Source organism: Mycobacterium sp. NGS61 (assembly GCF_059812325.1).
Genome location: NZ_JCALCL010000001.1, coordinates 879,029 through 904,385, shown reverse-complemented (window position 1 = coordinate 904,385; position 25,357 = coordinate 879,029). Strand labels below are relative to the sequence as shown.

The following is a 25,357-nucleotide window of genomic DNA, read 5'->3' as shown; positions in this document are numbered from 1 at the left end:
CGAAAGGGCTCGGCCGCAGTCGAACTAGATAGCGAAAGGAGAGAGACGATGAGCACACCGACGGGTGCCGACACCCTGCACACCGATTTCGACCTGATGCACTCGGTCGCCGCCACCACGGACGCGCGCAACGAAGAGATCCGGTCGATGCTGCACGCCTTCATCGGCCGGGTGAGCAGCGTGCCACCGACGCTGTGGGGCGGGCTCGCCGCCGCGCGGTTCAAAGACGTCGTGGACCGCTGGAACGCCGAGTCGATGCGGCTGTATCACGTGTTGCACGAGATCGCCGAGACCATCCGGAACAGCGAAGCTACCCTGCGCGAAGCCGGCCTCGACCATGCCCGCCATATCGGCGCGGCCGGCGGAGATCTGTGATCGGGGGAGGCAGGCCATGGACTCGGTGCTGTCGTACAATTTCGCCGCCATCGAACATTCGGTCCGGCAGGAGATCCACACCACCTCGGTGCGGCTCAATGCCGCACTCGACGAGTTGAGGTCGCAGATCGCGCCCCTGCAACAGTTGTGGACGCGGGAGGCGGCCGCCGCCTACCAGGCCGAGCAACTCCGGTGGCACCAAGCGGTCACCGCGTTGAACCAGATACTGGTCGAGTTGGGAAATGCGGTCCGGGCGGGGGCCGACGACGTGGCCCACGCGGACCGTCGGGCAGCCGGCCGCTGGGGCCGCTTTTGACCTGCGGGGATGCGCATCGGTAAGCTGCACCGTTGGCGTGCGGGTGCCTCCGGGTACTGGGCTTCCAGGGATTTCTCGGGTCTACGTCGGTCGCCGAGACCATATCCCCGCACACGCCGGACCGGCCCCCGGTCACACCGGGATCCAACCCGAGCTCAGGCTCGCAGAGAAAACAGGAGTAAGCGCTGTGCCTACCTATGCGCCCAAGGCAGGTGACACCACCAGGTCGTGGTACGTCATCGACGCCACGGACGTAGTGCTTGGCCGCCTTGCTGTCGCAGCAGCCAATCTGCTGCGTGGCAAGCACAAGCCGACGTTCGCGCCCAACGTCGATGGTGGTGACTTCGTCATCGTCATAAACGCCGACAAGGTCGCCATCAGTGGCGACAAACTGCAGAGCAAGATGGCCTACAGCCACTCGGGTTACCCCGGTGGTCTGCGCAAGCGCAGCATCGGCGAGCTGTTGCAGAAGCACCCCGACCGCGTGGTGGAGAAAGCGATCGTCGGCATGCTGCCGAAGAACAAGCTCAGTCGCCAGGTGCAGAAGAAGCTGCGCGTCTACGCGGGCCCGGAGCACCCGCACACCGCTCAGCAGCCCGTTCCGTACGAGATCAAGCAGGTGGCGCAGTGACCGAAACCAGTTTCGAGACCACCGAGGTGGTCGACGCCGCGGTCGAGGGTTCGGCCACCGGCGAATCGTTCGTGTTCGAACGCCCGATCCAGACCGTCGGCCGCCGCAAGGAGGCTGTGGTGCGGGTGCGCCTGGTCCCTGGCACCGGCAAGTTCGACCTCAACGGCCGCAGCTTGGAGGACTATTTCCCCAACAAGGTGCACCAGCAGCTGATCAAGGCCCCGCTGGTGACCGTGGACCGGGTGGACAACTACGACATCTACGCACTGCTGCACGGCGGCGGCCCGTCGGGTCAGGCCGGCGCGCTGCGGTTGGGCATTGCCCGCGCGTTGATCATCGCCACGCCGGAGGATCGTCCGTCCCTGAAGAAGGCCGGCTTCCTCACCCGTGACCCCCGTGCCACCGAACGCAAGAAGTACGGACTGAAGAAGGCCCGCAAGGCGCCTCAGTACAGCAAGCGCTGATCGACGATCACTTTTTGGGCTGCGAGCGGGTGTCGCTCGGCGTGTCGCCGACATACGACACCCGTTCGCAGCCAACAGTGATTGAGTGCATGCTCACCACTGGTGAGCCAACTGTGAGAGGTTTGACCGCATGGGTCGATTATTCGGCACTGACGGCGTCCGCGGAGTCGCGAATCGCGAGTTGACCGCCGAACTGGCACTGGCGCTGGGCGCCGCCGCCGCGCGGCATCTGGCGAGCGCATCGGGCCCCGGCAGGCGGGTAGCCGTGATCGGGCGCGACCCGAGGGCCAGTGGTGAAATGCTGGAAGCCGCTGTCATCGCCGGCCTGACCAGCGAGGGCGTCGACGCGTTGCGCGTCGGCGTGCTTCCCACCCCCGCGGTGGCCTATCTGACCGGCGCCTACGACGCCGACTTCGGGGTGATGATCTCGGCGTCGCACAACCCGATGCCCGACAACGGCATCAAGATCTTCGGCCCAGGCGGCCACAAGCTCGACGACGAGACCGAAGACCGGATCGAGAACCTGGTCGCCGCGGGACCCGGGCTGCGACCCGTCGGTGCGGGGATCGGGCGCGTCGTCGACGCCCAGGATGCCGTGGACCGCTACCTCCGCCACGTCGGGAAGGCCAGCACCAGCCGGCTCGACGGGCTGACCGTCGTGGTCGACTGTGCGCACGGCGCGGCCTCCGCCGCGGCGCCCAGCGCCTACCGTGCGGCCGGTGCCCGCGTCATCGCGATCAATGCCGACCCCAACGGACTGAACATCAACGACGGCTGCGGGTCCACCCACCTGGAATCGCTGCGCGCCGCTGTCACCGCACACCGCGCCGACCTCGGCCTGGCCCACGATGGTGACGCCGACCGCTGCCTGGCCGTGGACGCCAACGGTGATCTCGTCGACGGTGACACCATCATGGTGGTGCTGGCACTGGCCATGAAAGAAGCCGGTGAGCTGGTCTCCGACACCTTGGTGGCCACGGTGATGAGCAACCTCGGGCTGCACCTGGCGATGCGCGCGGCCGGGGTGACGGTACGCACCACCGGCGTCGGTGACCGCTACGTCCTGGAAGAGTTGCGGGCCGGCGATTACAGCTTGGGCGGCGAGCAGTCCGGCCACATCGTGATGCCGGCACTGGGCTCCACCGGCGACGGTATCGTCACCGGGCTGCGATTGATGACGCGCATGGTGCAGACCGGCTCGTCGCTGGCCGCCCTGGCGTCGGCAATGCAGACGTTGCCGCAGGTGCTGATCAACGTCGAGGTCGCCGATAAGGCCACCGCCGCGGCTGCACCGACGGTACAGACAGCGGTCCGGCAGGCCGAGGCCGAACTCGGCGACACCGGGCGAATCCTGTTGCGTCCGTCGGGAACCGAGCCGCTGATCCGGGTGATGGTGGAGGCGGCCGATGAGGAGATCGCTCAGCGGTTGGCCGCGACGGTGGCCGACGCGGTCAGCGCTGCCCGCTGAAACTTTGCTGGAACCGCGCCGCTCGCCGCGGCGTCGAAGTAAGTATGAGACTCGATAGCGCTGAGGTGCGCCAGATCGCCGAGCGGATCACTGCCGCGGCTGAACTGATCGATAATGCGGCGGCAAATCATCTGTCCCGGTTGACATTCGGAGGTGCGTGCGCCGGCAGAGCCCACACGGCCCGCGGCGAGGCGTTGCGCGCTGCGCTGGACCGTCTGGTCGTGGAGCTTGCGCAGTGGTCGCGGGCAACGACGGAGATAGCCGTCGCGCTGCGCTCGGGTGCTGAGCGCTACCTCGACGCCGATCGGTACGCCGCGGCCCGGATCGCCTGACTGTGGCCGATCGGCTCGATGTCGCCGGGCGCCTTGCCGAAGGACGGTCGGCCGTCGAACACACCCAGACCTATGTGCGCGCCAGCCAGGTTGTCGGCTACCGGCATCCGGAGCTGACCGCCCACCCCACTCAGATCCACGACTGGTACGACAGCGAAGACGGACTCGACCTGCACGCGCTGGATGCCGACTGCGCGCGGCTGCGGGCGGCGGACGCGATGCTCACCGAGGCCCTGCGCGAGCAGCGCGCCCAAGTGACCGCCCTGGCGACAGCGTGGACGGGGCCGGGAGCCGACGCGGCGGTCGCGTTCATGCAGCGTCATTGCGACACCGCCGGCGCGCTGATAACCGAGATCCGAGCAGCGGCCCAGCGTTGTGAGTCGTTGCGCGACAACCTCTGGCAACTGGTCGATGCGAAGGTCGCCACCGCCGTCGCGATCGACGACCGCACACTGGCGCAGCGGCGCGCCTGGCTGGCGGCGGCCGCTGCGGTCACGGGCGGTGAGTCGGCCGCACAGCAGGTGATCACCCAACAGGTCGTGCCGTACGTGGACACCGTGATCGGCAAGGACTGGGTCGCGGCGATGCGGTCGACGCGGGCGGCGGTAACGGCATGCTTCGATCTGGTCACCGACCGGTTGGCCACCGCGATGCCGGCACATTTCGAGGTTCCGGGCGATTTCGGGCCGTCGTCGAGTCCGCCGTCGCGGCCGCAGCGGCCGGTCGCCCACAGCGCGCAGCCGGCAACCGTCCTGACGGCGCCCGCGAGTGTCGAGCCGGCCCGGGGGCCTGGGTACGCGGCACCGGCAAGCGCGCCAACGCAGTCGGCATCACCGCCGAATCCTATTCCAGCACAACCAGATTCGATCCCGCCGCTGGGCGTGGGCGGTGCGGGTCTGGGAAGCGGCGGCGGACTCGGCGGGGATGCCGGCCTGGGCAGACTCGGCGGGCTCGCCAGCCGGATCATTCAGGAGATGGGCGGCCTGCTGGGGGGTGAGCCGCCAGATCCAGAGCACAGGTTCGACGACGAGGAGGACCATTCCGGCAGCGACGCCGACCACAAGCACACCAAGGACAAGACCGACGCCCCAGAGGCGCCGGAACCCGGCAAGCAGACCCTCGGGGAGGCGACGGCCAACCCGCCGGTCGGCGAACCTGCCCCGATGGCACAACCCAGCCAGCCGCTACCAACAGCCGAACCCGCCCCGGCATATTCACCCCCCAACGCTCCACCGCCGAAGGCGCCGACGTCCGGATCCACGCCCTGCGAGATCGCCGCCAACGAACTGCCGCAGGCCGGGCAGTAGCGAGTCAGGAGGGACGCAGTTGTAGCAGCTCTTCGACATAGCGCAGCGCTTCACCGGGATCCGCGGTCACCGGTCGGACCAGCAGCGTGGTCGCGCCGGCGGCAGCGAAGGCGGCCAACCGCTCGGCGATGAATCCCCGCGGGCCGATCAGCGAGATCCCGCGGACCAACTCGTCGGGCACCGCGTCGATCGCCGCACGCTTGCGGCCGGCCAGGTACAACTCCTGGATGCGGTCGGCGACCTCGCCGAACCCGTACCGGGTGGCCAGGTTGTGGTAGAAGTTGCGGCCCCTGGCACCCATGCCGCCGATGTACAGAGCCAGCTGCGGTTTGGTCCACGCCAGCCGGTCGTCGACGTCGTCGCCGATCGCCAGCGACGTGCTGACCATGACATCCAGCGGGCCCAACGCCGGATCGCGTTTGGCGTTGCCGGCCGCCAGCGAAGCGCCCCACACTTCGGCGGCCCGTTCCGGATAGAAGAATACCGGCTGCCAGCCGTCGGCGATCTCCGCGGTGAGCTCCACGTTCTTCGGTCCCAGAGCCGCAATGGATATCGGAATACGTTCCCGCACTGGATGATTGATCAAGTGCAGGGCTTTTCCCAGCCCCGTTCCGCGATCTGCCGGCAGCGGGATCTGGTAGTGCCTGCCGGCGTGCTGCACCCGCTCCCGGCGCCACACCTGCCGGCAGATCTCAACTACCTCGCGGGTGCGGCCCAGCGGGGAGTCGAACTCGACGCCGTGGAATCCCTCGATCACCTGCGGACCGGAGGTGCCGATGCCGAGGTGGAATCGGCCGTCGGACACATAGTCCAGTCCGGCGGCGGTCATCGCCAACAGGGTGGGCGTGCGGATGAAGATGGGAAGCACGCCCGAGGCGAGTTCGACGGTTTCGGTTTTGGCCGCCAGATATCCCAGCTGACTGATCGCGTCGAACGCGTACGCTTCGGCCACCATCGCGATGTCGATGCCGGCCTTCTCCAGGGCGACCACCCGGTCCACGCCGTCGCGGAAACCGCCGCTGTAGTCCAGGGCGACGCCGATCCGCATCAGCCCGACGTACCCGTCCAGTACTCTTCGAACCGTTGCCCGTCGGGTGCGAGTCTGAGGATGTCGTTGCCGGTGAACGTGACGGGACCGTCGGGCCCGCTGCCCCTGCCTACCCAACGGCCGGCCACGAAATCCCCGTCGCGCAGCGGACCCAATTCGATGGTGAAGGCCAAGTCGGCCAACATGTTTCGGGTCTCGCCGACGATCGCTTCGAGCTCCGCCGGTCCGTGGATCTCCCGGTCCGGCCAGTGGCCCACGAGGTCGTCGGAGACGATGTCGGCAGCTACCGGTTGGCCGGCCCACAACTCGCCGATCCACCGCTGGTAAAGGTCATGTGGAGTTGGCATAGTGCTCATTTCAATAGTGCGGCGATCTTGTCCTCGGACGTGACGTCCAGCGATTCGGGGTCCAATTCCTGAGTCTTGGGCAGCTGCACCTCGGGGTCGGCGAAGTCGCGATAGGTCTTGTCGCCGGTCAGCGTGTGCAACAGGTAGCCGGTCAGCAGCGCCCGCACTGTGCGCTGGGTCTTGCGATCCGAGCCGGGCAGTCCGACGGCCTTTGCCAGCCGCCGACCCTCGACCACGCCGCCGGGGTCGGACTTGCTGACGATGCGTAGCGTGGCAGCGTCCCACACCTGGGACAACGCCAGAGCGTTGGAATTCAGAGTTGTGGGGTCGTCCGGGGCGGCCAGGATCAGACCCGGCACGTCCAGACCGGCCGCCGGCTGCTCGGCGGCAGGCGCGGTCACCGTGGGGAACAGCGCCGCCACCGCGGCGGGTTTGGTGGGCAGGCCGGCCGCGGCGAACACCGCGGCCGATGCCCCGAGACCGTGCCCCACCAGACCGAGCTTGGTCGGGTGGACACTGATCTTGCCCGGCCCCAACCGCACCCCGGAGATGATGTCGAGCGCGACACCGAGGTCGAACGCCAAGTTCATCACCGACGGCACCAGGCCGCGCTGGGTGTCCGGCGCGCCGCACACGATGCCCCACGACGCCAGATGTTCCAGCAGACCCGAATAGTTGGCGCTGCCGGTGAGCCAGTCGTGGCCGAAGGCGATGCCGGCCAGGTTCAACCCGGTCTCCGGGGTGTAGACCACCCCGGGCAGCCCGGCAAAAGCCAGGTCACCGCGCAATACGCGGTGCGGACCACGGCGGCTGAGAGCGGCGAATAGCTTGCGGGTGCGGGCCACCCGTCGACGTTAGCCGTGCGTCGGCGGATTGGTCCACTGGGCTGGGCGGGGAAGTCCGGGCGTTAATTCTGCGGTGAGATCGGCGCAGGTCAGGTCCGCGCCGACGGCCCGGTGGGCGGGTCTGCACTACCCTGTTCAGAATGTGCGGAATCGTCGGTTACGTCGGGCAGGGTCCTGCCTGCGACGTCGTGATGAATGCACTGCGCCGGATGGAGTACCGCGGATACGACTCCTCGGGCATCGCGCTGGTGGACGGCAAGGGCCAGCTCACCGTTCGCCGGCGTGCCGGTCAGCTGGCCAATCTGGAAGCCGCCATCGCCGGGATGGCACCGGACGAGCTGGGCGGCACCGCCGGCCTGGGCCACACCCGGTGGGCCACCCACGGCCGCCCCACCGACCGCAACGCGCACCCGCACCGGGACGCCGCCGGCCGCATCGCCGTCGTGCATAACGGCATCATCGAGAACTTCGCCTCACTGCGCCAGGAACTGGAAACCGCCGGGGTCGAATTCGCCAGCGACACCGACAGCGAGGTCGCGGTGCACCTGGTGGCTCGCGCCTTTCACCACGGCGAGACCGCCGGCGATTTCGTCGCGTCGGTGCTGTCGGTGCTGCGCCGGCTCGAAGGCCACTTCACCCTGGTGTTCGCCAACGCCGACGACCCCGGAACCATCGTGGCGGCCCGCCGCTCCACCCCACTGGTGGTCGGGATCGGCGACGGCGAGATGTTCGTGGGATCGGATGTGGCGGCATTCATCGAACACACCCGCCAGGCCGTCGAGCTGGGTCAGGACCAGGCCGTGGTGATCACCACGAACGGCTACCAGATCCTCGACTTCTACGGTCACGACGACACCGCGAACGCCCGCGAGTTTCACATCGACTGGGACCTGGCCGCCGCCGAAAAGGGTGGCTACGAGTACTTCATGCTCAAGGAGATCGCCGAGCAGCCCACCGCGGTAGCCGACACCCTGCTCGGGCATTTCGTGGACAACCGGATCGTGCTGGACGAGCAGCGCCTGTCCGACCAGGAGCTGCGCGAGGTCGACAAGGTGTTCGTGGTCGCCTGCGGCACCGCCTATCACTCCGGTCTGCTCGCGAAATATGCGATCGAGCACTGGACCAGGTTGCCGGTGGAGGTGGAACTGGCCAGCGAGTTCCGGTACCGGGACCCGGTGCTGGACCGCAGCACGCTGGTGGTGGCGATCTCGCAGTCCGGTGAGACCGCCGACACGCTGGAAGCCGTCCGCCACGCCAAGGAGCAGAAGGCCAAGGTGCTGGCGGTCTGCAACACCAACGGCTCGCAGATCCCGCGGGAATGCGACGCGGTGCTCTACACCCGCGCCGGCCCGGAGATCGGCGTCGCCTCCACCAAGACCTTCCTAGCGCAGGTCACCGCCAACTACCTGGTCGGCCTGGCGCTGGCGCAGGCCCGGGGCACCAAATACCCGGACGAGGTCGAGCGCGAGTACCACGAACTCGAGGCGATGCCGAATCTGGTGGCCCGGGTGATCGCGGCCACCGCGCCGGTCTCCGCGCTGGCCCACCGGTTCGCGCAATCGTCGACGGTGTTGTTCCTCGGCCGGCACGTCGGCTACCCGGTGGCGCTGGAAGGCGCACTCAAGCTCAAGGAACTGGCCTACATGCACGCCGAGGGCTTCGCGGCCGGCGAGCTCAAGCACGGCCCGATCGCGTTGATCGAGGACGACCTACCGGTCATCGTGGTGATGCCGTCACCGAAAGGGTCGGCCACGCTGCACGCCAAGCTGCTGTCCAACATCCGCGAGATCCAGGCCCGCGGAGCGGTGACCATCGTGATCGCCGAGGAAGGTGACGAGACGGTACGGCCCTACGCCGACCACCTGATCGAAATCCCCGCGGTGTCTACGCTTTTGCAACCACTGTTGTCGACGATCCCGCTGCAGGTGTTCGCGGCGTCGGTGGCCCAGGCGCGGGGCTACGACGTGGACAAGCCACGCAATCTCGCGAAATCTGTCACCGTCGAATAACCGGGCCGGCTGCTGATGAGATGGGGCATCGCCGGTGTGGCGGTCTTCGTCGCCGCATACCTCGGCCTGGTGACGTTGTATGCCGTCACCGGCATGGGGCCGCCGCATCCCGTCACCAGCGCAGCGCCGGCCGGCGACGGGACAACGGTGACGATGGATGTCGAAGGCATCGCGCCCTACCGCAACGTGTTGACCGCCAACCTGACCGTTGCGCCCGGAGCCGCGCTGCTGGACCGCGCCGGCAACCTGAAGGAGGATCTCAGCGTCGCGGTCACGTCGGCGGCCACACCCACCACGCGGTCCTGGCCCAAAGGCACGCAACCCGGCGTCGTTCCGGTGTCGCTGAACATCAACGGCGACGTGTCGGACTGGCCTTTCGACAGCTACCACTCGGGTCCGATCTCGGTCGACCTGTTCCGCGGCACCGAGCAGATTCCGGAACGGGTGTCGGTGAGCTTCGTCGATCGTCTACCCGGCTGGCAGGTGCAGGCCCCGGGCGGCAGGACCGGCGATCTGTTCGCGCCGTACCGGGTGCAGGTGCAGCGCTCACCGAGCACCGTGGCACTGGCCGTGGCCCTGCTGGGGGTGCTGGTCGCGCTGGCCGGCATCGCGCTGTTCGTGTCGGTCGCCACCGCGCGTGACCGACGAAAATTCCAACCCCCGATGACGACCTGGTTCGCCGCAATGCTTTTCGCGGTGATACCACTGCGCAACGCGCTGCCCGACTCGCCCCCCTTCGGCGCCTGGGTCGACGTCACCGTGGTGCTCTGGGTGATCGTGATCCTGGTGTTCTCGATGACGCTGTACGTGTCGTGCTGGTGGCGACACACCGCGCCGGACTTCGATCAGTAACTAAGGTTGGGGCATGGCATCAAAGTCGGCCTCGGTGCGGCTGCGCGCACTGGTTCGCGTGGTGTGGCACTACGTGATCAGCGCGCCGCTGACCTACGGCTGGCTGATGGCGCTGTCGGTCACCACGATCGTGCAACACCTGCTGACCGGCCACCAACTGCACTCCATACTCCTGCACCGCTACACCAACCTCCACGCCCTGGCCACCGATCCGCTGGGCGTGCTGTTCTCCAGTCTGTTCTGGATCGACGGCAGGAGCTTGGAACCGTACCTGCTGTTGTTCACCCTGTTCCTGGCACCGGCCGAGCGTTGGCTAGGTCAATTACGTTGGCTCACAGTGGGATTGACCGCGCACATCGTGGCCACGTACATCAGCGAAGGTCTGCTCTATCTGGCGATCCAGCTGAACGAGGCCTCGCAGCGGTCGGTGCGTGCGCACGATATCGGCGTCAGTTACTTCCTGGTCGGTGTGATGGGTGTGCTGACCTACCGGATCGCGCGGCCCTGGCGCTGGGGTTATCTAAGCGTGCTGCTGCTCATCTTCGGGTTCCCGGTGCTGCTGATGGACCGCATCGAGCTCAGTTTCACCGCCATCGGCCACTTCGCGGCGCTGCTGGTCGGACTGGCGTTCTACGCGATGGCCCGCGAACGCAAACGCGCCCCGTGGGATCCGGCCCAGGTCAGGGAATTCTTCCGGCGACGCCAGGCGGCGAATGAGGGCGCACAAGAGGTGCCGGCATCCCCGGATCGCCCGCGAACGTAACCTTGGTGCGTGCGGCACTACTATTCGGCTGACGCGATCCGCGCGGCCGAAGCGCCCTTGCTGGCCAGCCTGCCTGACGGTGCTCTGATGAAGCGCGCCGCGTATGGGCTGGCCACCGAAATCAGCCGGGAACTGACGGCCCGCACCGGCGGGGTGGCCGGTCGCCGCGTCTGCGCGATCGTCGGCTCCGGCGACAACGGGGGCGACGCGCTGTGGGCGGCGACCTTCCTGCGGCGACGCGGCGCAGCCGCCGAAGCGGTGCTGCTCAAGCCCGAACGTACCCACCGCAATGGGCTGGCGGCGTTCCGCAAAGCCGGTGGCAGAATAGTCGAAAATATCTCTGCTGCAACCGATCTCGTCATCGACGGGGTGGTGGGCATCTCCGGTTCGGGCGCGTTGCGGCCGGATGCGGCGCGAGTATTCGCCGAGGCCGCACAGATCCCGGTCGTCGCCGTCGACATTCCCAGCGGCATCGACGGGGCCACCGGGGCGATCACCGGACCCGCCGTGCACGCCGCGCTCACGGTGACCTTCGGCGGGCTCAAACCGGTGCACGCGCTGGCCGACTGCGGCCGCGTCGCCCTGATCGACATCGGACTCGACCTGCCCGACACCGACGTGCGGGGTTTCGAGGCGACCGACGTGCTTGCGCGCTGGCCCATTCCCGGTGCCCGCGACGACAAGTACAGCCAAGGCGTCACCGGCATCATGGCCGGGTCCGCCACCTATCCGGGTGCCGCCGTGCTCTGCACAGGTGCGGCCGTCGCCGCCACCTCGGGCATGGTCCGTTACGCCGGCAGCGCCAATCACGAGGTGCTCGCGCACTGGCCGGAGGTGATCGCCACCTCCACCCCCGCCGCCGCCGGACGGGTGCAGGCGTGGGTGGTCGGGCCGGGTCTGGGCACCTCCGAACCGGAGGCGGCCGGGGCGTTGTGGTTCGCACTCGATACCGACCTGCCGGTGCTGGTGGACGCCGACGGGCTGACCATGCTGGCCGCCCACCCCGACCTGGTGGCCAACCGCACAGCCCCGACGGTGCTGACCCCACACGCCGGCGAGTTCGCCCGGTTGGCCGGGGCGCCCCCGGGCGAGGACCGGGTGGGTGCGGTGCGCAAACTCGCCGACGCGTTCGGCGCCACCGTGCTGCTCAAAGGCAACGTCACCGTCATCGCGGACCCCGGCGGTCAGGTTTACCTGAACCCGGCCGGGGAGTCCTGGGCGGCCACCGCCGGATCCGGTGACGTGCTGTCCGGGATCATCGGGGCGCTGCTGGCGTCGGGATTGGCACCGGCCGAGGCAGCCGCGGCCGGGGCTTTCGTGCACACCCGGGCGGCGGCGCTGTCGGCCGGCGACCCGGGACCGGGTGACGCACCCACGTCGGCGTCGCGAATTCTGCATCACATCCGGGCCGCGCTGGCCTCCCTGTAGTACCCGACGAAAGGTCCCGCCGTGCCCCATCCGCCCGTGCCTGCCCATTCGATCGCTCCGGCCTACACCGGCCGGCTGTTCACCGCGCCGGTGCCGGCGCTGCGGTTGCCCGAGGAGTCGATGGACCCCGAGGCCGCCTACCGCTTCATCCACGACGAGCTGATGCTCGACGGCAGCTCGCGGCTGAACCTGGCCACCTTCGTCACCACCTGGATGGATCCCGAGGCCGGCAAGCTGATGGCCGAGACCTTCGACAAGAACATGATCGACAAGGACGAATATCCGGCGACGGCAGCCATCGAGCAGCGTTGCGTGTGCATGGTCGCCGACCTGTTCCACGCCGACAACCTGCGCGATGACGACCCCAACAGCGCGGTCGGGGTGTCCACCATCGGGTCCAGCGAGGCGGTGATGCTGGGTGGGCTGGCCTTGAAATGGCGGTGGCGGGCCAAGGTCGGCAAGGACTGGCGCAAGCGCACCCCGAACCTGGTGATGGGTTCCAACGTGCAGGTGGTGTGGGAGAAGTTCTGTCGCTACTTCGACGTCGAGCCGCGTTATCTGCCGATGGAGGAGGGGCGCTACGTCATCACCCCGGAGCAGGTGATCGACGCCGTCGACGAGGACACCATCGGGGTGGTCGCGATCCTGGGCACCACCTACACCGGGGAGTTGGAGCCGGTCGCGGAGATCTGTGCGGCGCTGGACAAGCTGGCCGCCGGTGGTGGTGTGGACGTGCCGGTGCACGTGGACGCCGCCAGTGGCGGCTTCGTGGTGCCCTTCCTGCATCCCGAGCTGAAGTGGGATTTCCGGCTGCCCAGAGTGGTCTCGATCAATGTCAGCGGCCACAAATACGGCCTGACCTATCCCGGCATCGGGTTCGTGGTGTGGCGCAGCGCCGAGCACCTGCCGGAGGACCTGGTGTTCCGGGTGAATTATCTCGGCGGCGACATGCCGACGTTCACGCTGAACTTCTCCCGGCCGGGCAATCAGGTGGTCGGCCAGTACTACAACTTCCTGCGGCTGGGTCGCGACGGATACACCAAAGTCATGCAGTCGTTGTCGGCGACGGCCCGCTGGCTGGGTGAGCAGCTGCGGGTCGGGGAACACGCCGAGCTGATCTCCGACGGCACGGCGATCCCGGTCGTTGCGTTCCGGCTGGCCAAGGACCGCGGCTACACCGAGTTCGACGTCTCGCACGAGCTGCGCACGTTCGGCTGGCAGGTGCCGGCCTACACGATGCCGGACAACGCCACCAACGTGTCCGTGCTGCGCATCGTGGTACGGGAGGGGCTGTCCGCCGACCTGGCACGCTCCCTGCACGACGACGCCGTCACCGCGCTGGGCAATCTGGACAAGCTCAAGCCGGGCGGGCACTACGAGGCCGAGCACTTCGCGCACTAGGGATCGCACGTTTGGGACAATGGCGCCCGTGGCCGCATCTCCGACCTCCCTGACGCCGGGTCTCCTCGCCGAGGCCGTCGTCGACCTGGGTGCCATCCAGCACAACGTGGCAGTGTTACGCGAGCATGCGGGTAACGCGCAGGTCATGGCGGTCGTCAAAGCCGACGGTTATGGCCATGGCGCCACCCGGGTCGCGTATGCCGCGCAGGCTGCCGGAGCCACCGAACTCGGCGTCGCCACCGTCGACGAGGCGCTGGCGCTGCGCGCCGACGGCGTCGCCGGACCGATTCTGGCGTGGCTGCATCCGCCCGGCCTCGATTTCGGGCCGGCGCTGGCCGCTGACGTGGAGATCGCGGTGTCCTCGGCGGCCCAATTCGCGAGACTGCTCGACGCGGTGCGCCGCACCGGTACGCCGGCCACCGTCACCGTCAAGGTGGACACCGGACTGAACCGCAACGGCGTGGCCCCGGCCGAATATCCGGCGCTGCTGACCGCGTTGCGCCAGGCCGTGGCCGACGAGCAGATCCGGGCGCGGGGGCTGATGTCGCACCTGGTGTACGCCGACGCCCCCGATGAGGCGATCAACGACGTGCAGGCGCAGCGGTTCCGCGACATGCTGGCCTACGCCCGCGAGCAACGGGTGCACTTCGAGGTGGCGCACCTGTCGAACTCGTCGGCAACGATGGTCCGACCCGACCTGGCGTTCGACCTGGTGCGACCGGGTATCGCGGTGTACGGCCTGAGCCCGGTGCCGGCGCTGGGCGACCTGGGCCTGGTCCCGGCGATGACAGTGAAATGCCCGGTGGCGCTGGTGAAGTCGGTCAAGGCGGGGGAGGGCGTGTCCTACGGGCACACCTGGATAGCGCCGCGTGACACCAACCTCGCGCTGCTGCCGATCGGCTACGCCGACGGGGTGATCCGGTCGCTGGGCAATCGCCTGGAGGTGTCGATCAACGGGCGTCGTCGACCCGGGGTCGGACGGATCTGCATGGACCAGTTCGTCGTCGACCTCGGCCCGGGCCGGCCCGATGTCACCGAAGGCGACGAGGCGATCGTCTTCGGACCCGGCGCCGACGGCGAGCCCACCGCGCAGGACTGGGCCGACCTGGTCGGCACCATCCATTACGAGGTGGTCACCGGCATCCGGGGACGCATCATCCGCAGCTACCGCGAGGCGGCAGCTTGACTTCTTCCGGCACCGCCACCTTGGAGCGGCCCGAAGACACCATGGCGCTGGGGTCCCGGCTCGGTGCAGCGCTGCGGGCCGGTGACGTGGTGGTGCTCTCCGGGCCGTTGGGTGCTGGAAAAACGGTGCTGGCCAAGGGAATTGCCGAGGTGCTGGACGTCGACGGTCCGGTGACCTCGCCGACCTTCGTGCTGGCGCGGGTACACCCGGCGCGGACGGCGGGCAAGCCGGCGATGATCCACGTGGACGTCTACCGGCTGCTGGACACCCCGGGTGCCGACCTGCTCGCGGAGCTCGATTCACTGGACCTCGACACCGATCTCGAGGATGCCGTCGTGGTGGTGGAGTGGGGTGAGGGGCTGGTGGAACGGCTGGCCGAGCGTCACCTCGACATCCGGCTGGAGCGCATCACCCATTCCGACGTGCGGATCGCGACCTGGGAGTGGGTCCGCACATGATCGTCCTGACTCTGGACACCTCCACCCCCGCGGTCACCGCCGGAGTGGTCCGCGTGGACGGCCTCGTCACGCTGGCCGAGCGGGTCACCGTCGACCCCCGCGCGCACGCCGAACGCCTGACACCCAATGTCGTTGCAGCACTTAATGATACGGGCCTGACCATGGGGGACCTGGCTGCGGTGGTGGTGGGCTGCGGGCCCGGGCCGTTCACCGGGTTGCGGGCCGGGATGGCCACCGCCGCCGCCTACGGCCACGCGCTGGACATCCCGGTGCACGGGGTGTGCAGTCTGGACGCGATCGGCACGTTGACGACGGGCGAGACGCTGGTGGTCACCGATGCCCGCCGGCGCGAGGTCTACTGGGCGCGGTACCGCGACGGGGTGCGTACCGACGGACCGGACGTCGCCGCGCCCGCTGACGTGGCGCCCGGCCCGGCGCGTGCGGTTGCCGGCTCACCGGAGCACGCGGCGCTGTTCGGGTTACCGGTGATCGAGCCCGTCTACCCGTCGCCGGCCGGGCTGGCGCGCGCCGTCGACGACTGGTCCGCCGAACCTGCGCCGCTGGTGGCCCTGTACCTGCGCCGCCCCGACGCCAAGCCGTTGGCGGCCCGCGGATGATCGCCGACATCGTGCTGGGACCGTTGGTCCGCGCCGACGCCCGCCGCTGTGCCGAACTGGAGGCGCTGCTGTTCGACGGCGACGACCCATGGCCGGCCGTCGCGTTCGAGCGGGAACTGGCCAGCAAGACCAACCACTATGTCGCCGCGCGCAGCGGCGACACGCTGGTCGGCTATGCCGGGATCACCCGGCTGGGCCGGGTGCGCCCGTTCGAGTACGAAGTGCACACCATCGGCGTGGACCCGGCTTATCAGGGGCGCGGGATCGGGCGCAGGTTGCTCGACGACCTGCTGGACTACGCCGACGGCGGGGTGGTCTATCTGGAGGTCCGCACCGACAACGAGGCGGCGCTCGAGTTGTATCGCAGCGCGGGATTCCACCAGATCGGCGTGCGCAAGCGCTACTACCGGGTCAGCGGTGCCGATGCCTACACGATGCGGAGAGACGCCCGGTGACAGTCATTCTGGCCATCGAAACCTCCTGCGACGAAACGGGTGTGGGGATCGCCCGACTGCACCCCGACGGCACGGTGGACCTGCTGGCCGACGAGGTCGCCTCCAGCGTCGACGAGCACGTGCGGTTCGGCGGGGTGGTTCCCGAGATCGCATCCCGCGCGCATCTGGAAGCTCTCGGGCCGGCGATGCGCCGCGCACTGGCCACCGCGGGGGTGCGCAAACCCGACATCGTCGCGGCCACCATCGGTCCCGGGCTGGCGGGTGCGCTGCTGGTGGGAGTTGCTGCGGCCAAAGCGTATTCGGCCGCGTGGGGGGTGCCTTTCTACGCCGTCAACCACCTGGGCGGGCACCTGGCCGCTGATGTCTACGAGCACGGTCCGCTGCCCGAGTCAGTGGCCCTGCTGGTGTCCGGGGGGCACACCCACCTGCTGCACGTGCGTTCGCTCGGCGAACCCATCGTCGAGTTGGGCAGCACCGTCGACGACGCCGCGGGTGAGGCCTACGACAAAGTGGCGCGGCTGCTGGGGCTGGGTTATCCGGGCGGCCGGGCGCTCGACGAGCTGGCCCGCGCCGGGGACCCGGCCGCGGTGGTGTTTCCGCGCGGCATGACCGGCCCGCGTGACGATCCCTATGCGTTCAGCTTCTCTGGTCTCAAGACGGCCGTCGCCCGCTACGTGGAGAGCACTCCCGACTTCGTCGCCGCGGATGTGGCCGCGGGATTTCAGGAAGCGGTGGCCGACGTGTTGACCCTTAAGGCGGTGCGGGCGGCCGGCGAGCTGGGCGTGTCGACGCTGCTGATCGCCGGGGGCGTGGCGGCCAACTCGCGGCTGCGCGAGCTGGCCACCCGGCGTTGCGCGGCCGCTGGTCTGACGCTGCGGATCCCGCGCCCACGGTTGTGTACCGACAACGGGGCGATGATCGCCTCCTTCGCCGCGCATCTGGTGGCCGCGGGTGCGTTACCTTCGCCGCTGGACGCAGCCAGTGACCCGGGGTTGCCGGTGGTCCAGGGTCAGGTCGGCTGATGTTCGCTCAGCGCGGACACGCCGATCGGCAAGAAGCACCGGGGTGCCCTTGAGTGCTAGCACTCTCGCGTATAGAGTGCTAGGCGGCAGTCGGACAGCCCTTGTGTCGGCACCCGCGACGACGGCGCATGGACAACGGACGAAGGCCGTTTCACCTGGTAATTCGGACGGTTCGGGCACCCCCCGGACCGACCGCCAACTCTGGCCGGGGCGACGAGTCCCGGACCCGATTCGAATAGTGGAGGCTCCAATCGTGGCGAAGGTCAACATCAAGCCACTCGAGGACAAGATTCTCGTACAGGCCAACGAGGCCGAGACCACGACCGCGTCCGGTCTGGTCATTCCTGACACCGCCAAGGAGAAGCCCCAAGAGGGCACCGTCGTCGCAGTCGGCCCCGGCCGGTGGGACGAGGACGGCGAAAAGCGGATCCCGCTCGACGTCTCCGAGGGTGACACCGTGATTTACAGCAAGTACGGCGGCACCGAGATCAAGTACGGCGGCGAGGAGTACCTCATCCTGTCGGCACGCGACGTGCTGGCTGTCGTTTCCAAGTAAGACACCGTGTCCCGCCCCGGCGATCGCTGTGCTGTTTCGCACGGGCGATTTCCGGGGCGGCACGCGTTACGCAGTTTGACTTGCCCGGCTCCCTCAGCAGGCCTCGCGGCCCGCATCGTCGCCGGGCGGAAGGAGCCTGATGAGCAAGATCATTGAGTACGACGCGACCGCGCGTCGCGCCATGGAGGCGGGCGTGAACAAGCTCGCCGACGCGGTCAAGGTCACGTTGGGCCCCGGCGGCCGCCACGTGGTGCTGGCCAAAGCCTTCGGCGGGCCGCAGGTGACCAACGACGGCGTCACCGTCGCCCGCGAGATTGACCTGGAAGACCCGTTCGAAAACCTGGGCGCCCAGTTGGTGAAGTCGGTGGCCACCAAGACCAACGACGTCGCCGGCGACGGCACCACCACCGCGACCGTGCTGGCTCAGGCGCTGGTCAAAGGCGGCCTGCGCCTGGTTGCCGCCGGTGCCAACCCGATAGCGCTGGGGTCGGGCATCTCCAAGGCCGCCGACGCGGTCTCCGAGGCGTTGCTGGCCGCGGCCACCCCGGTGTCCGGCAAGGACGCCATCGCTCAGGTGGCGACCGTCTCGTCGCGCGACGAGCAGCTCGGCGAGTTGGTCGGCGAGGCGATGACCAAGGTCGGCGCCGACGGCGTCGTCAGCGTCGAGGAATCCTCCACGCTGAACACCGAGCTGGAGTTCACCGAGGGCGTGGGCTTCGACAAGGGTTTCCTGTCGGCCTACTTCGTCACCGACTTCGACTCCCAGGAAGCCGTGCTGGACGACCCGCTGATCCTGTTGCACCAGGACAAGATCAGCTCGCTGCCCGACCTGCTGCCGGTGCTGGAGAAGGTCGCCGAAGCGGGCAAGCCGCTGGTGATCATCGCCGAGGACGTCGAGGGTGAGGCGCTGGCCACACTGGTGGTCAACTCCATCCGCAAGACGCTCAAGGCGGTCGCGGTCAAGGCGCCGTACTTCGGCGACCGTCGCAAGGCCTTCCTGCAGGACCTGGCGATCGTGACCGGCGGCGAGGTGGTCAACCCCGACACCGGTCTGCTGCTGCGCGAGGTCGGCCTCGACGTGCTGGGCACCGCGCGGCGCGTGGTGGTCAACAAAGACGACACCGTCATCGTCGACGGCGGCGGAACCAAGGACGCGGTCGCCAACCGCATCAAGCACCTGCGGGCCGAGATCGAGGCCAGCGACTCCGATTGGGACCGGGAGAAGCTGCAGGAGCGGCTGGCCAAGCTGGCCGGCGGCGTGGCGGTGATCAAGGTCGGTGCAGCCACCGAGACGGCTCTGAAGGAGCGCAAGGAAAGCGTCGAGGACGCGGTGGCCGCGGCCAAGGCCGCTGTCGAAGAAGGCATCGTCGCCGGCGGTGGCTCGGCGCTGATCCAGGCCCGCCACGTGCTCTCCTCGCTGCGCGACGAGCTCAGCGATGACGAGAAACTGGGTGTCGACGTGTTCTCCCAGGCGCTGGCCGCCCCGCTGTTCTGGATCGCCACCAATGCCGGGCTCGATGGCGCGGTCGCGGTCAACAAGGTCAGCGAGCTGCCCAACGGGCAGGGCCTGAACGCCGCGAGCCGCACCTACGGCGATCTCGCGGCCGACGGCATCGTCGACCCGGTCAAGGTGACCCGCTCGGCGGTACTCAACGCGTCCTCGGTGGCCCGGATGGTGCTGTCCACCGAGACCGCGGTCGTCGAGAAGCCGGCCGAGGCCGCCGACGACGGCCACGGCCACGGCCACGGACACCACCACTAGCGCGAACAGACGCAAAAGCTCCCGACACGCTGAGCGTGCGGGAGCCTTTGCGTCTTCTCGTGCGCGCCGGGCCGTCTAGTCTCGCGCAATGGACCGCATCCTGCAGGCGGCGTGGGACCGTCACGGCGCACGGTACTCATGGGTGCTGGCCGGATTGGTTGTGGCGCTGGCTCTCCCGATCTACCTGCTGCTGGCCTTTGTCATCGTGGCCTTCGAGAAGTCCACCCGGTACCTGGAAGCGGCCGGACTCACCGTGATCGCCGTGCTCATCCTGGTCTGCCTGCTGGGTCCACCCGGCCGGGGCATCTGGCGGGATGTCGAGCGCCAAGCCGCCGGATCCGAAATCGATCGCGCTGCAACGTTGCAGGCCACCTACGACTGGGGCCGCAAAGCGCCACTGCGGTGGGTGATCGTCAATGCGATTCTGGCCGCAGCGATGTCGGCGACGGTGGGAACCGTCGCCGGAGCCAGTCCGTCCAGACTGGTTCAGTATGCGATCGTGGGCGCCACCATTCAGGGTCCGTGCCAGTTGATCGGCGTGCACAGTCTGGTAGTGGCGGTGATGCGACCGGTACGTGTCGCCCTGATCGGTGGCACCGGCATCGGCGACTCGCTGCCGCGTTCCCGGCCGACCTTCGCCACCTGGTCGCAGATATCCATGCTCGGCGTGGCACTGGCGTTCGCGATCGAAAGCGCAATGCTGACAGCGATATTCGACGGAGCGCACCAACCGCCGCTGCTGTGGGTCGGGGTCGGTTGCGCGTTGATGCTCGGCATCGGAGTGCCGTTGACGGTGGGCGCCGCTTTCGCTCCGTCACTGCGGCCCATCGGAGAACTCGCCGACGGCACCAAACGTGTTGCAGCCGGCGACTTCAGCCGGCGGTTGCCAGTGGTGCAGGACGACGACCTTGGCACGCTGGCAGCGTCGTTCAATCACATGCAAGCGGGATTGGCTGAGCGTCAACGACTTCAGGGTGCGTTCGGCACCTACGTAGACCCCACACTTGCGGCGCGACTGCTCGAGCAGGGCGACGATGTCTTCTCCGGTGAGCGCCGCGAAGTGACGGTGATGTTCATCGACATCCGCGAATTCACCTCGTTCGCCGACGCGAATACCGCCGAGGACACCGTCATTCGACTCAATGCACTGTTCGAACTGGTCGTACCCGCCGTGGTCGACGCCGGCGGGCACGTCAACAAGTTCCTCGGCGACGGTGCGTTGGCAGTCTTCAACGCCCCCAACGATCTTGCCGATCATGCAGATGCGGCGGTTTCCGCCGCGGTGCTGATCCAGGATCTCGTCGGCGACCGGTTCGGCGCCGAGCTACGGATCGGCATCGGGATCAACACCGGCGAGGTCATCGCCGGCACCATCGGAGGTGGCGGAAAACTTGAATTCACCCTGATCGGTGACACCGTCAATGTCGCAGCTCGCGTTGAACAACTCACTAAAATCACCGGCGACGCAATCCTTCTCACCGGTCAGACCGCCGAGGCCCTGACTTCGCGACCGCCCGAACTGACCGACCGCGGATCGCACGCGGTGAAGGGAAAATCAACCACTATCAAGATTTTCGGGCTCTACCGCGGCGTCGGCTGAATGAACAACAGGTGGAACGCGCCGGGCTGGGCGTCATCCGGGGCGAACCGGACCATCAAGGTGTTCGGCGGAAACTGACCGGCCAGATCGTTCAGGGTTCTGGGCAGGAACGCCTTGGCCTTGGCGTTGGCATACCAGTTGGGGTCGGAGGGGTCGACGCTGAGGTTCGCCACCCTGTCGATCGCATCGTCCCACTGCTGCACGGCGGCCGGTCGCGCACCTCCGAAGCCCGCCGACTTGTGGTAGGCATCCGCCTGTCCTGCAAGGGTAATCACCGCTCCGCCCCCGACCGGTGTTCCGGTGATGGTTCCGTTGCCGGCATCGGCCGTGACCGACACGAGTCGGGCGGTGCACACGTTGTCGACGACGCTGGGCGGCACGCAGAATTCCGGCAGCGGGGCAGCGTGTGCACGGGCGACGTCAAGCCCGCCCGGCAGCAGGACGGTCGCGGCGGCGGAGATCGCGGCCAGCATTCGGACGTGGACGTTCGGCATTGAAGGGTCCTTTCTTGACGGGCTCAGGTGCTCATCGTCTTATCCCGCCCGCCGACCAGCAATCCGGTGGAGGCGAACTTCAATCCGGCCCGCAATTCCTCCAATCGGATCGGGTCGTCGGACTCGATGTAGCGCAGCGTGGTCGCAACCGCCATGTTGAAGAAAAGCCAGGCCAACGCACTCGGACTCAACTCGTCCCGGTATTGGCTGCGGTAATGATTCATGTGCAGCGTGGACATCGCGAGCAGCGTGGCGTTGAGCCCGGAAACGTTGTCGAAGGTGCGGACGTGATCGGGACGTTCGGCGAGGTAGCGGATCAACCGGCGGTTGGCGATGGTGAAGTCGATCAGGATGTCGATCGAGGACTCCATTGCCGATTCCGGCTGATCGAGCGTGATCGCCCGGAGCATGGCCTCGATCGCGGGTGACTGCTCGCCAACCAGCTGTTCGATCGCCGCGTTGATTATCTGTTCTTTGTTCTCGAAGTACTGATAGATCGATCCCTTGCTGACCCCGGCCTGGTCGGCGATCAGATTGGTGGTGATCTGTTCGGGTGCGTGGACGCGCAGCAGCGACGCCGTGGCCGACACTATTTTTGCGACCATCTCGCGGGAGCGCAGCTGTTGTGGCGCCTTGCGACGCGCTGAACTCGGCTTTGTAGCGCTCACGAGCAGTCCTTACGCGACTTGAATGCGACCTGACGGTCATATTAGCGTTGTTGTGGGACTTGACAAGGGGGAACTTATGACTGCCGTGACGGAACAGGTCGTCCAACAGCATGCCGGAGATTCAGGGGAAATCGAGCTCGTCCCGCCGGACTCGCTGACTGCCGAGCACACCGGGCGGTGGACGTTCCTCATTCTCGAGGGCGCCGCGTTCATGATGCAGGCCATGCATCCGGTGATCGCCGAAATCACCGGCCGATACTCGGCTGCGTTCCACGGTGACCCGGGCGGACGCGCGATTCGCTCCGTCGACTCGGTGCTGCGCTGGACCTACGGCGGCACCGAGGCCAGGGCCGAGGGTGACCGGGTGCGCGCCATGCACCAGCCGATCACGATGAAGAGCGCGACAACCGGTAAGCAGATCAGCGCGCTGAACCCCGAGGCCTACCAGTGGGTGATTGCCACGGGTTACATCGTCAATGCTCAGGCCGGCCGGCTGCTGATCGGCCGGGAATTCACTGACGCGGAGAAGCAGGAATTGCTGCGCGACAACCGCCGGCTGGCCCGCCTGCTGCACGTGCCGATGCGGGGTTATCCCGAGACGCAACAGGAGATGACCGACTATTTCGAGGCGATGATCGACACGCTGCAGGGCACGCCGCAGGCGCTGCAGTTGATGCACGATCTGCAGGCCGGCAAGGTCGACCTGCCGCCGGCCTTCCCGAAAGCGTTGGCTCCCTTGGCAAGAGCGTCGGTGCTGCCTGCGATCCGGCTCAACTACCTCTCGATCGTGGGGTTGCTGGATCCTCGGCTGCGCGAGAAGCTCGGCGTCACCTGGAGTGCGAAGGAGGAGCGCCAGCTCTCGCGGCGTTACACCGCGATCCGCACCGCCTACCGTGTGCTGCCCGACCGGCTCACCTATTTCCCGCTGGCGTATCACGCCCGCAAGCACCACCAGTGCCTGGAGAAGATGAAGCAACGTCAGCAGAAGTCGTTCGCGTACCAGCTCCCCGACGCCACCGGATAGCCCCGACCGGTCCCGATAGGCTGCCGGCGTGAAGCGAGTCGCAGCGCTTGCCGCGGCGGGGATTGCCGCACTGGCGGCATTCGCGCGAAAGTCTGCCGCGCTCAAGGACTTTGACGCGGGCGCCCGCGAGCCCCTGCGGTAGCGGCCGCAGGCCGGCCGCGAGCAAAACGCAGGCCCGGAGGCGTAATGCACCCCGGGCCTGCGTCGTCTTGCTGCGAATAGGCCGCGATCAGGCCGTGCGGCGGATCCCGCGTCCCCGTCCGATCGAACCCTTGAGCAGCATGTCGCGCTCAGACTCCGAGAGGCCACCCCACACGCCGTAGGGCTCGCCGACGTCCAGGGCGTGGGTGCGGCACTCGTCAATCACCGGGCAACGCCGGCACATCTCCTTGGCGCGCTGCTCACGCTGCATGCGTGCGCGACCCCGCTCGCCGTCCGGGTGGAAGAACATCGACGAGTCGACCCCGCGGCACAATCCCTGCAGTTGCCAGTTCCAGATGTCGGCGTTGGGCCCGGGTAGCTGTTCCGGCTGTGGCATTGCTGATTCCCTCCTGCACGGCCCATGTCTCAGCGGGGCCAGACCCGTGGATAGCGCGAGTTGTGCAACTGAATTGGCAGTGGCGTCACCGATGACTACACCGAACAGGGTAGACGCTAGGTGGGCTATCGAATTTCCGTCAATAGGCGCGGGATGTGGCGAAAAACGCCTCTTTAGAAGCAGATTTAACTCCGCGTTCATCTGTCTACCTATTGACGACGGCTAGATGTGCTAACCGGGTCGGGTCGGTATCGTATTTTCCCAGCTCAGCGTGCCGTCGTGGCCGACCCGTAATTGGCAGAGAACCGGGTTTGAGTAATATTCCGGTAACCCGCAGAGCACAAACTTTTTACCCACGCGGCGCAACTATCACGGTGATTGAAACTCGTTGCAGTTCGGCGGCGCTGCGCCGGTGCCATCGCCCCCCGTCGGGGGTCGTCGTCGGGCACTGGTGACAATTGCGCCATGGAAACAGCCGGGACTGCGGGCAGTGCCACAGGCGGGACCTCTGCCGCGACCGACGTTGCCGCGACGCTGGCCGATGCGGCGTTCGGCAACCGGCCCGGCACCTGGCCGTTGCCGGCGGCGACGAACTCCCACGAGTTGTGGCTGCGTGCCGTTGCCGCCGGCGGCCAGGGCCGGTACGGCAGCGCCTACGCCGACCTGGCGCTACTGCGCCGCCGGGTAACACGCGGACCGCTGGCCTCGCTGGCGCACAGCACCCAGGGGTCGTTCCTGCGGCAATTGGGTTGGCACACGCTGGCGCGCGGCTGGGACGGTCGCGCCGTCGCCCTGGCCGGTGACGACCCCGAGGCGCGCGCCGACGCTTTGATCGGGCTGGCAGCCGACGCATTGGGGGTCGGCCGCTTCGGTGTGGCGGCGACGTTGCTATCCCGTGCGGACGCCGCGCTGCGGGGAGCCGAGATGGCGGCCCACACGTCCGACCGGCTCGCGGTGCGCCGCGGCTGGGTGGGTGCAGAGCTTGCCATGGCCTCCGGCGACGGCAAGACGGCGGTGGCTCGCGCCGAGAGCGCCGTCGTCAAAGCCGGGCAGATGACGGGCGCCTCGGCACGTCACCGCATCAAGAGCGACGTGGTCCTGGCGGCTGCGCTGTGCAGCGCCGGCGACGTCGAGGCGGCCCGCGCCGTCGCCGAGGCCGCGCTGCGGGCCAGCGAACCCCTCGGCCTGGTACCGCTGCGCTGGGCGCTGGCTTGCTTGCTGATCGATACCGGAAGCGTCACGGTTGAAGAACAGGGGCTGTCTGAACTCGTCGAAATCCGGGATATTTGCGCAGGTGAGGTACAACGCGCCGGGGGGGCCTGGCGTCACGCCTGACATTCCTGCCCGCCCGTGATTGTCGATCAGCGAGTTAGCCCGGGATGTAGCCCGTC

At 68.0% G+C, this 25,357-nt stretch carries 28 protein-coding genes; 22 read left to right on the top strand and 6 right to left on the bottom strand.

Annotated features, from left to right (window positions below; all coding sequences use genetic code 11):
• Nucleotides 1–48 precede the first annotated feature (48 nt).
• The 7 genes from AC5Y3Z_RS04335 to AC5Y3Z_RS04305 all read left to right on the top strand — a co-directional run bounded on the left by AC5Y3Z_RS04335 (nt 49) and on the right by AC5Y3Z_RS04305 (nt 4,893).
• Nucleotides 49–375 carry a WXG100 family type VII secretion target gene (locus AC5Y3Z_RS04335; protein WP_473139788.1) on the top strand — a complete coding sequence of 109 codons (327 nt, stop codon included), beginning with the start codon at nt 49–51 and terminating at the stop codon, nt 373–375.
• A 16-nt stretch (nt 376–391) separates the two neighbouring features.
• Entirely contained in the window at nt 392–691 is a 300-nt protein-coding gene (locus AC5Y3Z_RS04330) for a WXG100 family type VII secretion target (protein WP_473139787.1), read from the top strand.
• 187 nt (nt 692–878) lie between these two features.
• On the top strand, nt 879–1,322 hold the full coding sequence (rplM, locus tag AC5Y3Z_RS04325; protein ID WP_463825887.1) for a 50S ribosomal protein L13: 444 nt from the start codon (nt 879–881) through the stop codon (nt 1,320–1,322).
• A gap of 26 nt (nt 1,323–1,348) precedes the next feature.
• The gene (rpsI, locus tag AC5Y3Z_RS04320) at nt 1,349–1,786 is read left to right on the top strand and encodes a 30S ribosomal protein S9 (protein WP_463825990.1); all 438 of its coding nucleotides are present in this window, start codon (nt 1,349–1,351) and stop codon (nt 1,784–1,786) included.
• Nucleotides 1,787–1,916: 130 nt separating this feature from the next.
• A complete protein-coding gene (gene glmM / locus AC5Y3Z_RS04315; RefSeq protein WP_463825888.1) occupies nt 1,917–3,254 on the top strand; it encodes a phosphoglucosamine mutase in 1,338 nt (445 codons plus the stop codon).
• 44 nt (nt 3,255–3,298) lie between these two features.
• Complete coding sequence (locus AC5Y3Z_RS04310) at nt 3,299–3,586, top strand: type VII secretion target (protein ID WP_473139786.1); 288 nt, start codon at nt 3,299–3,301, stop codon at nt 3,584–3,586.
• A gap of 2 nt (nt 3,587–3,588) precedes the next feature.
• Nucleotides 3,589–4,893, top strand: a complete 1,305-nt coding sequence (locus AC5Y3Z_RS04305) for a hypothetical protein (protein WP_473139785.1) — start codon at nt 3,589–3,591, stop codon at nt 4,891–4,893.
• 4 nt (nt 4,894–4,897) lie between these two features.
• On the opposite strand, the gene AC5Y3Z_RS04300 is transcribed toward AC5Y3Z_RS04305, so the two are convergent.
• Genes AC5Y3Z_RS04300 through AC5Y3Z_RS04290 form a run of 3 tightly spaced genes read right to left on the bottom strand, consistent with a single transcriptional unit; the run spans nt 4,898 to nt 7,133 of the window.
• The gene (locus AC5Y3Z_RS04300) at nt 4,898–5,941 is read right to left on the bottom strand and encodes an LLM class F420-dependent oxidoreductase (protein ID WP_463825891.1); all 1,044 of its coding nucleotides are present in this window, start codon (nt 5,939–5,941) and stop codon (nt 4,898–4,900) included.
• Nucleotides 5,941–6,288, bottom strand: a complete 348-nt coding sequence (locus AC5Y3Z_RS04295; protein WP_473139784.1) for a nuclear transport factor 2 family protein — start codon at nt 6,286–6,288, stop codon at nt 5,941–5,943. Before AC5Y3Z_RS04295 ends, AC5Y3Z_RS04300 begins: the two co-directional genes overlap by 1 nt.
• A gap of 5 nt (nt 6,289–6,293) precedes the next feature.
• A complete protein-coding gene (locus AC5Y3Z_RS04290; RefSeq protein ID WP_473139783.1) occupies nt 6,294–7,133 on the bottom strand; it encodes a dienelactone hydrolase family protein in 840 nt (279 codons plus the stop codon).
• A 140-nt stretch (nt 7,134–7,273) separates the two neighbouring features.
• Between AC5Y3Z_RS04290 and glmS the strand changes: the two genes are divergently transcribed.
• The 13 genes from glmS (at nt 7,274) to AC5Y3Z_RS04225 (ending at nt 21,242) form a co-directional block, all read left to right on the top strand.
• Nucleotides 7,274–9,142 carry a glutamine--fructose-6-phosphate transaminase (isomerizing) gene (glmS, locus tag AC5Y3Z_RS04285; protein ID WP_463825894.1) on the top strand — a complete coding sequence of 623 codons (1,869 nt, stop codon included), beginning with the start codon at nt 7,274–7,276 and terminating at the stop codon, nt 9,140–9,142.
• A 15-nt stretch (nt 9,143–9,157) separates the two neighbouring features.
• Entirely contained in the window at nt 9,158–9,994 is an 837-nt protein-coding gene (locus AC5Y3Z_RS04280) for a DUF4436 domain-containing protein (protein ID WP_473139782.1), read from the top strand.
• 13 nt (nt 9,995–10,007) lie between these two features.
• Nucleotides 10,008–10,757, top strand: a complete 750-nt coding sequence (locus AC5Y3Z_RS04275) for a rhomboid-like protein (RefSeq protein ID WP_473139781.1) — start codon at nt 10,008–10,010, stop codon at nt 10,755–10,757.
• Nucleotides 10,758–10,766: 9 nt separating this feature from the next.
• Entirely contained in the window at nt 10,767–12,185 is a 1,419-nt protein-coding gene (locus AC5Y3Z_RS04270) for an NAD(P)H-hydrate dehydratase (RefSeq protein ID WP_473139780.1), read from the top strand.
• 21 nt (nt 12,186–12,206) lie between these two features.
• On the top strand, nt 12,207–13,586 hold the full coding sequence (gad, locus tag AC5Y3Z_RS04265; protein ID WP_463825898.1) for a glutamate decarboxylase: 1,380 nt from the start codon (nt 12,207–12,209) through the stop codon (nt 13,584–13,586).
• 28 nt (nt 13,587–13,614) lie between these two features.
• A complete protein-coding gene (gene alr / locus AC5Y3Z_RS04260) occupies nt 13,615–14,772 on the top strand; it encodes an alanine racemase (RefSeq protein ID WP_473139779.1) in 1,158 nt (385 codons plus the stop codon).
• Nucleotides 14,773–14,813: 41 nt separating this feature from the next.
• The gene (gene tsaE, locus AC5Y3Z_RS04255) at nt 14,814–15,230 is read left to right on the top strand and encodes a tRNA (adenosine(37)-N6)-threonylcarbamoyltransferase complex ATPase subunit type 1 TsaE (protein ID WP_473139804.1); all 417 of its coding nucleotides are present in this window, start codon (nt 14,814–14,816) and stop codon (nt 15,228–15,230) included.
• Nucleotides 15,227–15,847 carry a tRNA (adenosine(37)-N6)-threonylcarbamoyltransferase complex dimerization subunit type 1 TsaB gene (gene tsaB, locus AC5Y3Z_RS04250; RefSeq protein WP_463825900.1) on the top strand — a complete coding sequence of 207 codons (621 nt, stop codon included), beginning with the start codon at nt 15,227–15,229 and terminating at the stop codon, nt 15,845–15,847. Before tsaE ends, tsaB begins: the two co-directional genes overlap by 4 nt.
• The gene (gene rimI / locus AC5Y3Z_RS04245) at nt 15,844–16,302 is read left to right on the top strand and encodes a ribosomal protein S18-alanine N-acetyltransferase (RefSeq protein WP_473139778.1); all 459 of its coding nucleotides are present in this window, start codon (nt 15,844–15,846) and stop codon (nt 16,300–16,302) included. Before tsaB ends, rimI begins: the two co-directional genes overlap by 4 nt.
• Nucleotides 16,299–17,324: a tRNA (adenosine(37)-N6)-threonylcarbamoyltransferase complex transferase subunit TsaD gene (gene tsaD / locus AC5Y3Z_RS04240; RefSeq protein ID WP_473139777.1), complete on the top strand. Its 1,026-nt coding sequence runs from the start codon at nt 16,299–16,301 to the stop codon at nt 17,322–17,324. The genes rimI and tsaD overlap by 4 nt, the downstream gene beginning before the upstream one ends.
• A 253-nt stretch (nt 17,325–17,577) precedes the next feature.
• Nucleotides 17,578–17,880, top strand: coding sequence for a co-chaperone GroES (groES, locus tag AC5Y3Z_RS04235; RefSeq protein WP_085250279.1), 303 nt, complete (start codon nt 17,578–17,580; stop codon nt 17,878–17,880).
• A 139-nt stretch (nt 17,881–18,019) separates the two neighbouring features.
• Nucleotides 18,020–19,642, top strand: coding sequence for a chaperonin GroEL (groL, locus tag AC5Y3Z_RS04230; RefSeq protein WP_463825903.1), 1,623 nt, complete (start codon nt 18,020–18,022; stop codon nt 19,640–19,642).
• An 88-nt stretch (nt 19,643–19,730) separates the two neighbouring features.
• Entirely contained in the window at nt 19,731–21,242 is a 1,512-nt protein-coding gene (locus tag AC5Y3Z_RS04225; protein ID WP_473139776.1) for an adenylate/guanylate cyclase domain-containing protein, read from the top strand.
• Here the strand turns inward: AC5Y3Z_RS04225 and AC5Y3Z_RS04220 are convergent.
• Together AC5Y3Z_RS04220 and AC5Y3Z_RS04215 are read right to left on the bottom strand one after the other, a co-directional pair.
• Nucleotides 21,224–21,736: a hypothetical protein gene (locus AC5Y3Z_RS04220; protein WP_473139775.1), complete on the bottom strand. Its 513-nt coding sequence runs from the start codon at nt 21,734–21,736 to the stop codon at nt 21,224–21,226. The genes AC5Y3Z_RS04225 and AC5Y3Z_RS04220 overlap by 19 nt on opposite strands.
• Before the next feature lie 23 nt (nt 21,737–21,759).
• On the bottom strand, nt 21,760–22,341 hold the full coding sequence (locus AC5Y3Z_RS04215; protein ID WP_463825992.1) for a TetR/AcrR family transcriptional regulator: 582 nt from the start codon (nt 22,339–22,341) through the stop codon (nt 21,760–21,762).
• Nucleotides 22,342–22,480: 139 nt separating this feature from the next.
• Between AC5Y3Z_RS04215 and AC5Y3Z_RS04210 the strand changes: the two genes are divergently transcribed.
• The gene (locus AC5Y3Z_RS04210; protein WP_473139774.1) at nt 22,481–23,428 is read left to right on the top strand and encodes an oxygenase MpaB family protein; all 948 of its coding nucleotides are present in this window, start codon (nt 22,481–22,483) and stop codon (nt 23,426–23,428) included.
• 229 nt (nt 23,429–23,657) lie between these two features.
• Here AC5Y3Z_RS04210 and AC5Y3Z_RS04205 read toward each other — a convergent pair whose 3' ends face one another.
• Nucleotides 23,658–23,966 (bottom strand): WhiB family transcriptional regulator, encoded by a 309-nt coding sequence (locus AC5Y3Z_RS04205; protein WP_463825907.1) that lies wholly within the window; start codon nt 23,964–23,966, stop codon nt 23,658–23,660.
• A 465-nt stretch (nt 23,967–24,431) separates the two neighbouring features.
• On the opposite strand from AC5Y3Z_RS04205, the gene AC5Y3Z_RS04200 reads away from it, so the two are divergent.
• A complete protein-coding gene (locus AC5Y3Z_RS04200; protein ID WP_473139773.1) occupies nt 24,432–25,301 on the top strand; it encodes a hypothetical protein in 870 nt (289 codons plus the stop codon).
• The last annotated feature ends 56 nt before the right edge of the window (nt 25,302–25,357 follow it).

Excerpts from the sequence above, each read along its gene's own strand:
- tsaE (WP_473139804.1), top strand. The coding sequence starts at position 14,814 with ATGGCGCTGGGGTCCCGGCTCGGTGCAGCGCTGCGGGCCGGTGACGTG.
- glmS (WP_463825894.1), top strand. The coding sequence starts at position 7,274 with ATGTGCGGAATCGTCGGTTACGTCGGGCAGGGTCCTGCCTGCGACGTC.
- AC5Y3Z_RS04225 (WP_473139776.1), top strand. The coding sequence starts at position 19,731 with ATGGACCGCATCCTGCAGGCGGCGTGGGACCGTCACGGCGCACGGTAC.
- AC5Y3Z_RS04330 (WP_473139787.1), top strand. The coding sequence starts at position 392 with ATGGACTCGGTGCTGTCGTACAATTTCGCCGCCATCGAACATTCGGTC.
- tsaB (WP_463825900.1), top strand. The coding sequence starts at position 15,227 with ATGATCGTCCTGACTCTGGACACCTCCACCCCCGCGGTCACCGCCGGA.
- AC5Y3Z_RS04215 (WP_463825992.1), bottom strand. The coding sequence starts at position 22,341 with ATGGTCGCAAAAATAGTGTCGGCCACGGCGTCGCTGCTGCGCGTCCAC.
- rimI (WP_473139778.1), top strand. The coding sequence starts at position 15,844 with ATGATCGCCGACATCGTGCTGGGACCGTTGGTCCGCGCCGACGCCCGC.
- AC5Y3Z_RS04200 (WP_473139773.1), top strand. The coding sequence starts at position 24,432 with ATGGAAACAGCCGGGACTGCGGGCAGTGCCACAGGCGGGACCTCTGCC.
- AC5Y3Z_RS04310 (WP_473139786.1), top strand. The coding sequence starts at position 3,299 with ATGAGACTCGATAGCGCTGAGGTGCGCCAGATCGCCGAGCGGATCACT.
- AC5Y3Z_RS04220 (WP_473139775.1), bottom strand. The coding sequence starts at position 21,736 with ATGCCGAACGTCCACGTCCGAATGCTGGCCGCGATCTCCGCCGCCGCG.
- glmM (WP_463825888.1), top strand. The coding sequence starts at position 1,917 with ATGGGTCGATTATTCGGCACTGACGGCGTCCGCGGAGTCGCGAATCGC.
- AC5Y3Z_RS04300 (WP_463825891.1), bottom strand. The coding sequence starts at position 5,941 with ATGCGGATCGGCGTCGCCCTGGACTACAGCGGCGGTTTCCGCGACGGC.
- groL (WP_463825903.1), top strand. The coding sequence starts at position 18,020 with ATGAGCAAGATCATTGAGTACGACGCGACCGCGCGTCGCGCCATGGAG.
- AC5Y3Z_RS04335 (WP_473139788.1), top strand. The coding sequence starts at position 49 with ATGAGCACACCGACGGGTGCCGACACCCTGCACACCGATTTCGACCTG.
- AC5Y3Z_RS04275 (WP_473139781.1), top strand. The coding sequence starts at position 10,008 with ATGGCATCAAAGTCGGCCTCGGTGCGGCTGCGCGCACTGGTTCGCGTG.
- AC5Y3Z_RS04295 (WP_473139784.1), bottom strand. The coding sequence starts at position 6,288 with ATGCCAACTCCACATGACCTTTACCAGCGGTGGATCGGCGAGTTGTGG.
- AC5Y3Z_RS04205 (WP_463825907.1), bottom strand. The coding sequence starts at position 23,966 with ATGCCACAGCCGGAACAGCTACCCGGGCCCAACGCCGACATCTGGAAC.
- AC5Y3Z_RS04280 (WP_473139782.1), top strand. The coding sequence starts at position 9,158 with ATGAGATGGGGCATCGCCGGTGTGGCGGTCTTCGTCGCCGCATACCTC.
- AC5Y3Z_RS04210 (WP_473139774.1), top strand. The coding sequence starts at position 22,481 with ATGACTGCCGTGACGGAACAGGTCGTCCAACAGCATGCCGGAGATTCA.